The sequence below is a fragment of the Xenorhabdus sp. PB61.4 genome (assembly GCF_963894935.1).
Classification (GTDB): Bacteria; Pseudomonadota; Gammaproteobacteria; order Enterobacterales; family Enterobacteriaceae; genus Xenorhabdus; species Xenorhabdus stockiae.
In genome coordinates this window covers 1-7,041 of the sequence record NZ_CAWQJR010000055.1, presented here as the reverse complement: position 1 = coordinate 7,041, position 7,041 = coordinate 1, and the positions used below count along the sequence as shown (strand labels likewise).

At 40.1% G+C, this 7,041-nt stretch carries 6 protein-coding genes and 1 pseudogene; 3 read left to right on the top strand and 4 right to left on the bottom strand.

Features of this window, described 5'->3' with window-relative positions; all coding sequences use genetic code 11:
- Positions 1 to 235 precede the first annotated feature (235 nt).
- Positions 236 to 784 carry a cysteine hydrolase family protein gene (locus tag AACX68_RS04345; RefSeq protein WP_228860690.1) on the top strand — a complete coding sequence of 183 codons (549 nt, stop codon included), beginning with the start codon at positions 236 to 238 and terminating at the stop codon, positions 782 to 784.
- 160 nt (positions 785 to 944) lie between these two features.
- Here the strand turns inward: AACX68_RS04345 and speD are convergent, their stop codons facing one another.
- The 3 genes from speD to AACX68_RS04330 all read right to left on the bottom strand — a co-directional run bounded on the left by speD (position 945) and on the right by AACX68_RS04330 (position 3,081).
- On the bottom strand, positions 945 to 1,739 hold the full coding sequence (speD, locus tag AACX68_RS04340) for an adenosylmethionine decarboxylase (protein ID WP_099121460.1): 795 nt from the start codon (positions 1,737 to 1,739) through the stop codon (positions 945 to 947).
- Between the two features lie 26 nt (positions 1,740 to 1,765).
- Positions 1,766 to 2,629, bottom strand: a complete 864-nt coding sequence (speE, locus tag AACX68_RS04335) for a polyamine aminopropyltransferase (RefSeq protein ID WP_228860689.1) — start codon at positions 2,627 to 2,629, stop codon at positions 1,766 to 1,768.
- Positions 2,630 to 2,733: 104 nt separating this feature from the next.
- Entirely contained in the window at positions 2,734 to 3,081 is a 348-nt protein-coding gene (locus AACX68_RS04330; protein ID WP_099121458.1) for a YacC family pilotin-like protein, read from the bottom strand.
- A 193-nt stretch (positions 3,082 to 3,274) separates the two neighbouring features.
- On the opposite strand from AACX68_RS04330, the pseudogene AACX68_RS20090 reads away from it, so the two are divergent.
- Positions 3,275 to 3,545 (top strand): annotated as a pseudogene (locus AACX68_RS20090) (IS1595 family transposase); the annotation flags it as partial.
- Between the two features lie 31 nt (positions 3,546 to 3,576).
- Positions 3,577 to 4,494, top strand: a complete 918-nt coding sequence (locus AACX68_RS04325) for a LysR family transcriptional regulator (protein ID WP_255705730.1) — start codon at positions 3,577 to 3,579, stop codon at positions 4,492 to 4,494.
- A gap of 111 nt (positions 4,495 to 4,605) precedes the next feature.
- Here the strand turns inward: AACX68_RS04325 and AACX68_RS04320 are convergent, their stop codons facing one another.
- Entirely contained in the window at positions 4,606 to 6,891 is a 2,286-nt protein-coding gene (locus AACX68_RS04320; protein WP_228860688.1) for an FdhF/YdeP family oxidoreductase, read from the bottom strand.
- Positions 6,892 to 7,041 lie beyond the last annotated feature (150 nt).

Below are 7,041 nucleotides of genomic sequence, written 5' to 3'. Positions count from 1 at the left end.
TGGGTTTTTATTAGATTATTTATTCCACAATCCGGGAAGGCTGAATATACTACGAATAGCGGTGCTTTCTTTATCCAATAATAAAATTAAATTTGTTATTTGTTGATATAAAAGGGATTTTATATGTTATGTAAATAACGCGATCTTATAGTGGCTATTTTCTTATATATAGTGAATTATAAACAGTAGTTTCATTTCATACTAATATTTCTTCATGTAAAACAAGGTTGGCTAAATGAAAGCACTTATCGTAATTGACATGTTGAATGATTTTGTAACTGGTGCTCTCGCAAATGAAGCGAATGTCATTCCCATTGTTCCTGTAATACAGAAAATGCTCAATTATGCCAGAAGTCATCCTGATTGGTTAGTTGTGTATGCCAATGATTCACATTGGGAAGATGACCGGGAAATAGCTATTTGGGGTAGGCATGCCATGAAGGGGACATCTGGTGCTGATGTTATTGATGCTCTGGCTCCCATCGGAGCAAAGCGTGAAATTGTCTCCCCTAAACGGTTTTATGGTGCTTTTGATGGTACAAATCTTGACGCTATTTTCGAACAACATGGTGTGACAGAAGTAGTATTGACTGGCCAGCATACCGATTGTTGCGTTCGTCACACAGCTTATGGTGCGTTTGTTCGTGGTTATGGCATTAAAGTATTATCTGATGCTGTTTGTGTTTTTCTGCAAGCAGATCAGAATGAAGCCCTCAATTATCTTAAATCAATTTATGGTGTTGAAATTACAACAAGTACAGAGCTTGGTGTATATTCGCTATAACTATTTTATGAATTAAGCCATTTATATTTTAATTAACTCTTCATATTTCAGATTGAGATTTTATTGGCTGGATAACGGGAAAGGCATGGGCATTGAACAAATAATATGACTGGCAGATAAAAGATCTGCCAGTACATTTATCGAAACGAAAGGAAGATATTTAAATCTCTGGTAAATTACGACCGTAGTAGATTTCCTGTATCTCTTTTTTAAGCAGGTGAATAATTTCCTGCTTTTCTGTTTCGTTTAGCTCTTCAGCTGTGGTATTGAATAAATATTCATTCAGATCAAATTCTTTCAGCATCATTTTGGTATGAAAAAGATTTTCCTGAAAAATATTAACATCCATCATATGGTATTGAGACTGGATCTCTTCAGTCACGTAATTTTGAATGGAGCTAATTTCGTGATCGATATACAGTTTTACTCCGTTAATATCCCGGGTAAAACCGCGAACACGGTAATCCATTGTTACAATGTCAGATTCCAATTCATGGATCAGATAATTAAGTGCCTTAAGGGGGGAAATTACACCACAAGTAGAGACTTCAATATCTGCCCTGAATGTGCATATGCCGCCATCAGGATGGCTTTCCGGATAGGTATGTACACAGATATGGCTCTTATCCAGATGGGCGACGACAGAATCAGGAAGAGGCCCCGGATTTTCCGTATTATCCACCAGTTTGGGATCTACGGGTTCTTCACTAATCAGAATGGTTACGCTTGCCCCTTGAGGGTCATAGTCTTGACGGGCAATATTAAGAATGTTTGCACCAATGATTGAACAGGTTTCACTGAGGATTTCAGTTAAGCGGTTTGCATTGTACTGTTCATCAATGTACGCGATATAACTGTCGCGATCGGCTTTCGTTTTTGCATAACAAATATCGTAAATACAGAAACTTAAGCTTTTTGTGAGATTGTTAAAGCCGTGCAATTTCAGTTTACGCAATTTACTTCACCTCCCGGCATGGGTGACTATTGGTTTCCAGATAGAGAATCCAGCAAATACTGTGGCAGGGCAAAGCTACCTGCATGTATGGCTGGGGTATAGTAACGACAGGTTATCGCCGCATTATCGAAACGCTGTTGCAGGATTTCCAGGGGCGTCTGACGCAGGGCTGGGTTTTGTGTTGCCCATGCAAACGTCATGATCCCGCCGTAATAAGTAGGAATAGCGGCCTGATAAAAACTGCTGTCAGCAAAATAGTGGTTCAGTTTTTTGTGGCTGGTAATGGCTTCGTCTTGTTGCAGGAAACAAACACCATTCTGGGCGACAAAAACGCCTCCTTCATTCAGGCAGCGAGCGCAGCCTTCATAAAACTCAGATGTGAATAAACTTTCGCCGGGCCCTTCTGGGTCGGTACAATCGGAGATGATGACATCAAATTTATCAGAGGTTGTATTGACAAAGTTGACGCCGTCATCAATAACAAGTTTGAAACGGGGATCATCGTAAGCCCCTGCATTATGGTTTGGTAGGTATTGGCGGCAGAATTCGACAACTCCGGCATCAATTTCTACCATAGTGATGTTTTCAAGATATTGATGGCGGCAAACTTCACGCAACATGCCACCATCCCCACCACCGATAATCAAAACGCGTTTGGCATTTCCATGAGCAAATAGTGGGACATGGGCCATCATCTCATGATAAATAAACTCATCGCGTTCAGTCGTTTGTACTACGCCATCAAGAGCCATAATGCGACCCAGTTCCGCATTTTCAAAAATAATGAGATCCTGATGCTCGGTTTTATTGTGATAGAGCACATTTTCAACCGTGAAATACTGACCAAAATTGGTATGTAATGTCTCATACCAAGTGTTTTTCTGTGACATCTATTGGTATTCCCCCATTGTGGTCCCCATAATTATGAGGCGCACATAATAGCCAACAACAGAATTAGTTGCACTGTGATATTTGCCAGAGAGTGACAATAAAATTATTTTACATAAGCAAGCAGGCTGAGGGAGCGGCGTGCAAGAGAGCGGCATTTTACCTCATGAGGCAGGTCGATTCCCTTCAGATCGTTGTAGCCCTGTTGATTCAGTTCCTCCATTAACTGACCATCATAATTCCCGAGATCCCATTTATTACGCTGGGCAAAATAGACAACCGTACGCCTGATTTCTCTATCTGGGATCTGGCTATAGCCACAATCATATTTTAGGTAGATGTAAACTGCTGTGAGATCAGCAAGATCTTCCGCTTCACTTTCGGACAAAGCTTTCACAGGTTGTGTGAAACCAAATAGAACCAGGGCGTAAGTCAATAATGCAAATTTTCTCATAGTTCCTATTATATTGATTTTCTACCGTTTTGCCTAAGTTAACATATTAATATCTTCATTAGCCAAACTTTATTTCCCTGAATTGGGGAAAATCTCGTGGAGATGAAATTCAAATCATATGCGAAGTTGATGAACAATGGGTGTTTGTCGGTAACAGGAAAAATCAATCAAGATAATTTCGAGTGAAATTTCTCTGCTAACGCGATTGGCCCCAATTTATACTAAGGCAATTCCGGAAGCAAAATCATATGTATTATTATCCATTACCGATCCCAAAATTTACCCTGATATATCATCTATGTCGATCATTTCTCCAGTTATGATGTGTCAAATGTGAGCAGTTTTAATTGCTTGATTTTAAGCACCACAGGATCAACCATAGTTCTACAGTTTATAGATAAAAGTGCAGATAGCATTACATCAATGGTATTGATAATTTTTTGGAGCAGGTAAAACGCCATATAATTAGTAAGTCTTTTACTTACAGCCGTTTACCTGCTCATCGCCGAGGAAAATCCCATCGATATTAAACAGTTATTTTATTTAATCGCATTAGATAAAACTCAGCACTTTGGACAAGCGGCAGAAATGTGTCATGTCACTCAGCCAACGCTCTCTATGCGACTAAGGAATCTTGAAAAAGAGCTTGATGTTATTTTGATAAAACGAAGCTCGCGCTTTGAAGGATTTACAGAAGAAGGTGAAAAAATATTAAAGTGGGCTAAAACTATGCAGTCAGCCTATGAAGGGCTACAGGCAGAAGCAGCTAATTTTCGCCAGCAATTGTTAGGTCAGCTTCGTATTGGCATTGTTCCTCTGACTAATATTGAGCCAATGCTGATGTTACAACATCTTTCTGAAACATTTACTGAAATACGCTTTCAAGTAAGTTCGGGCCACAGTGAAAAAATTATTGATGATCTAAATAGTAATCGTTTAGATATTGGTATTTGTTATCTGGAAAAGGCGGATACTCATCAACATGATATTTATTCACTGAAGAAAACAAAACTCGGGCTTTTATTTAACCGAACACAATTTACGCCTGCCACACCAACAGTCACTTGGGAAATGGTAGCAACATTACCTCTGGCGCTTATCAGTCAGGCGAATTACTTTCGCCAATCTATCGATCTTGCATTTCAGCGTTATAATCTTCAACCTAAAATAATTCTTGAAAGTGATTCTACACTTCATCTTATTCAGTCAGTCAATTCCGGCTTTTGTGCATCTATCATTCCTATTACTGAGAAAATGGAAAAATTAAGTGATAATATTGATATTATTCCAATAGAGGATGCTGTTATTAATGCTGCACTTGGTATATTGATCCGCCGGGAAGAGCCTCGTTCAGTATTAATTGAAACCTGCTTTGCTAATATGTGCGACTATGTGGAAAATATAAATATTTAGGAATATGGGCATGTTTTACCTTAGCTGTTAATAATAAAGAATTAAGCTCACGAGAAAAATAGTCGCACGTATTATTGTGCGACTATTTTCATTGAAAAAGACTTTCAGTAATTAAGCTGATTTATCCTGCTGAGAAAAAACTCTTACTGGCACTGATTTATAAGAAGGTGTACCACTTTCTTCATCAATATAATCTAATGGAATTAAAATATTCGCTTCAGGATAATAAGCTGCAACAGTTCCCGGCGCAATATTGTATGAAATAACAGTGATATCTTTGAGAAATAACTTTCTGTTTTGGCTTACTGTTTCAATAATGATTTTATCCCCGTGCTTTAAACCACGGGCTTCCAAATCAATATCATTCATAAACAGTACATCACGTCGTCCAAATACTCCACGATAACGATCATCCAATGCATAAATGGTTGTATTATATTGGTCATGACTACGAATAGTCATTAGACGCAATACATCTTCACCCAGCACATCTGCGTTTTCTTTCACACCTTTAAACACAGAAAACATCGCCTTGCCCGTTGGTGTGGGCCAAATGCGCTCTGTTGGTGGCAATGGCATACGAAATCCCCCCGGAGTCCGGATGCGCTGATTATAGTTATCAAATCCAGGAATAGTTTTCTCAATCAAATCACGGATAAGATCGTAGCTTTCGGTATAGCGTAACCATGGTGTTTTACTATTCAGTAAAGTGGCTGCTGCCATTTCAGCCACAATAACAGGCTCAGATTTTAACAGTGGTGATGCTGGTGTTAATTTTCCCGATGATGCATGAACCATTGACATGGAATCTTCGACCGTAATGGATTGACGCCCTAACTCCCTCATATCTAATTCAGTTCTACCTAAACAAGGTAAAATAAAGGTTTCTTTCGCCACCAGTAAATGAGAACGATTAAGCTTAGTTCCGATATGCACACTCAAGTCGAGTTTTTTCATTGCTGAAAATGATAATTCAGGATCAGGTAATGCCACGGCAAAGTTCCCGCCAAGACAAAGCAGTGCCTTCACGCGCCCGTCAACCATCGCTTGCATCGCTTTAACCGCATCGTGCCCGTGTTCATAAGGGGGCTTAAACCCGAAGACTTCTTCCAGTTTTTGTAAGAATTCTGGCGATGGTTTTTCTGTAATACCAACGGTGCGGTTACCCTGAACATTAGAGTGGCCGCGCAGTGGACATATTCCAGCCCCGGATTTGCCGATATTGCCTTTCATGAGTAGCAAATCGGCAATTAACCGGACATTCGCGGTTCCTTTATTATGCTGAGTTATTCCCATACCGTAAGTGACGATGGTCGCATCCGAATTAGCGTACAACAGCGCGACATTTTCAATATCGGCTTGAGAAATGCCACTTTCATTCTCAATATCTTGCCAGGAAGTACCGCGTAGCTCTTCTTTGACGGCATCAAATCCCATGGTATGTGTTGCAATAAACTCATGATCGAGAATATTCCCGCGTTTTTCATCCCATTCCAATAAGACTTTCATGATGCCTTTCAGCGCTGCTGCATCACCTCCCGCTTTTACCTGATAGTAAGAAGAGGCGATATTCGTTGAGCTATAGGTCGCCATTTCAATCATATTTTGCGGATCGGTGAAACGCTCTAATGCGCGTTCACGCAGTGGATTAAACACCACTATAGGCACACCACGGCGAGCAGCTTCGTGCAGTGTTCCCATCATTCGTGGGTGGTTAGTCCCGGGGTTATGACCGATAGAAATAATAAGCTGAGTTTTATCAAAGTCATCTAATGAAACAGTGCCTTTACCAATGCCAATGGATTGAGGCAGACCCACACTGGTGGGTTCATGGCACATATTGGAGCAATCCGGAAAATTATTTGTGCCGTATTCTCTGGCAAAGAGCTGAAATAGATAGGCTGCTTCATTTGAAGCTCGTCCTGAAGTGTAAAATTCGACCTCAGAAGGTGATGGTATTTCTCTTAAAATTTCACCAATACGACGGCATGCAGCTTCCCACGAAACAGGAACCAGTGTATCTGTGGCAGCATCATAAGCCAGTGGATGAGTTAAACGCCCATATCCTTCCAATTCATAATCTGATTTTTCCAGTAAAGTGCTCACGGTATTTTCAGCCAGAAACTCAGGAGTGACACGTTTTTTGGTGGCTTCCCACGTAACAGCTTTTGCTCCATTTTCACAAAACTGGAATGTAGAGTTGTGTTCTTTATCAGGCCAGGCACACCCGGGGCAATCAAAACCGTCGGGTTGGTTAGTATTTAGCAAGGTCTTTGGTGCAACAAAAGCGTCCATCTGAGTACGGACAGCGATTGCCGTTGCTTTTAATGCTCCCCATCCGCCCGCGGGGCCATGGTAAGGATGTACACCCGGCACGGTTGATTTATTTTTACTCATATCTACATTCCTAACATTTATTAATAATCTTTTTTATAAAAATATGCAGGTGAATATTTGAATCGAGATAGGTATATCAACGAATAGATATTACAAAATAAAAAAGATAAGTCATATATAAAAAGATAAGTAAATATTAACTTTGCTTTA